Annotated in this window: 1 protein-coding gene and 1 pseudogene; one reads left to right on the top strand and one right to left on the bottom strand. The window is 68.6% G+C overall.

The features are described from left to right. Positions 1–684, bottom strand: a pseudogene (locus tag ACJA3G_RS36530) (hypothetical protein); the annotation flags it as partial. 210 nt (positions 685–894) lie between these two features. On the opposite strand from ACJA3G_RS36530, the gene ACJA3G_RS36525 reads away from it, so the two are divergent. Continuing rightward, a partial coding sequence (locus ACJA3G_RS36525) for a serine/threonine-protein kinase (RefSeq protein ID WP_406557317.1) occupies positions 895–1,639 on the top strand: 745 nt, incomplete at its 3' end.

Raw genomic sequence — 1,639 nt, 5'->3', positions numbered from 1 at the left:
GGGAAGACCGCGCTCACCGCGAAGATTCTCAACAAGGGCACCAAGGACACCGGCCGCATCACCCTCACCGTCCTCGGTCTGGACGGTATGCGGATCACCGGTGTCGACGGATGCGCCACCGTACCCGAGAACAAACTGCCGAAAGGAACGAACACCGGATTCGCCTGCGCCATCGACAGCTTGGGCGCCGGTGCCTTCGGTGCCTTCGGTGCCCTCGGTGACGGGCAGGCAGATCTTCCCGGTCCTGTTCAGATCATAAGTGGCCTCGACGGTGAACGATTTGTCGGCGCCGGCGCCCAAGCTGTCGATGGCGCAGGCGAATCCGGTGTTCGTTCCTTTCGGCAGTTTGTTCTCGGGTACGGTGGCGCATCCGTCGACACCGGTGATCCGCATACCGTCCAGACCGAGGACGGTGAGGGTGATGCGGCCGGTGTCCTTGGTGCCCTTGTTGAGAATCTTCGCGGTGAGCGCGGTCTTCCCGGAGGAATGGGCGACCCTGATTTCCTTCGGCAGTTCGGTGGAGATCTGGAGCCCGGCCGGAGCGCTGGGTCCCGGCGATCCGCCCTGGTCACTGCCGGGTGTCGGATCGGCCGCGTGAGCGACCGCCCCCCAGGGCAATAACAGCGCCCCGGTGAGAAGTCCGGCGGCCAGAGATCCCCGGTGTTTCTTCGAACGCATTTCCATCCCCCTCAGCCGAGTTGAGCGGCCGACGTACTGAGAGCAGTGCTGAGAAGGGTCCCACAAGATTTCGCGGAATTATGCTGTGATGGTGGCAAGTTCGTGTTTCTGTCCTGGGTGCGCCAGGTACTGAGGGGGCGGGCGGTAATGCCGGGAATCCGGGGGCTGTTGGTCGCGGGGCGATACCGGCTCGACGCCACGATCGGCCAGGGCGGAATGGGGCGCGTATGGCGGGCGTTCGACGAAATCCTCGACCGCCAGGTCGCCGTGAAAGAGATGCGGATGGGAGATCTCGACGCCGAGGACAGCCGCATCCGCCGCGAACGCACCCTGCGCGAGGCGCGGGCGACGGCCCGGATCGACCATCCGAACGTGGTGCGCGTCTATGACGTGGTGGAGGAGTCCGACCGCCTCTGGATCGTGATGGAACTGGTGGACGCGCGCTCCCTGGAACAACTCCTCATCGAGGACGGCCCGGTGGCCCCGCGCGAGGCCGCGCGGATCGGCCTGGGTCTGGTGGAGGCGCTGCGGGAGGTGCACGCGGTGGGAGTGCTGCACCGGGACATCAAGCCCGGGAACGTCCTGCTGGCCCGGACCGGCCGGGTGGTCCTGACCGACTTCGGTATCGCGGCGATCCAGGACGCGACGGCGCTGACGGTGGCGGGGATGCTGGTCGGCTCGCCGGACTACATGGCGCCGGAACGGGTGGGGGGCCGCCCCCAGGGCCCCGCGTCGGACCTGTGGTCCCTCGGGGCGACGCTGTGCGCGGCGGTGGGCGGCCGGTCCCCGTTCGCCCGCGAGACGACCCTGGCGACGCTGCACGCGGTCCTGTACGAGGAGCCCGAACTCCCGCCCGAGGCGGGCCCGCTGGCTCCCGCCCTGTCGTCCCTCCTGGTCAAGGACCCCGCCCACCGCCCGGACCTGGACGCCCTCGCGACGCTCCTGCTCCCGACGGCGGCCC

The sequence above is a fragment of the Streptomyces sp. YS-3 genome, assembly GCF_045257485.1.
In the GTDB taxonomy this organism is placed as follows: Bacteria; Actinomycetota; Actinomycetes; order Streptomycetales; family Streptomycetaceae; genus Streptomyces.
Note: the sequence above shows the minus strand (reverse complement) of the source record. Positions and strands in the feature narration are given on the sequence as shown.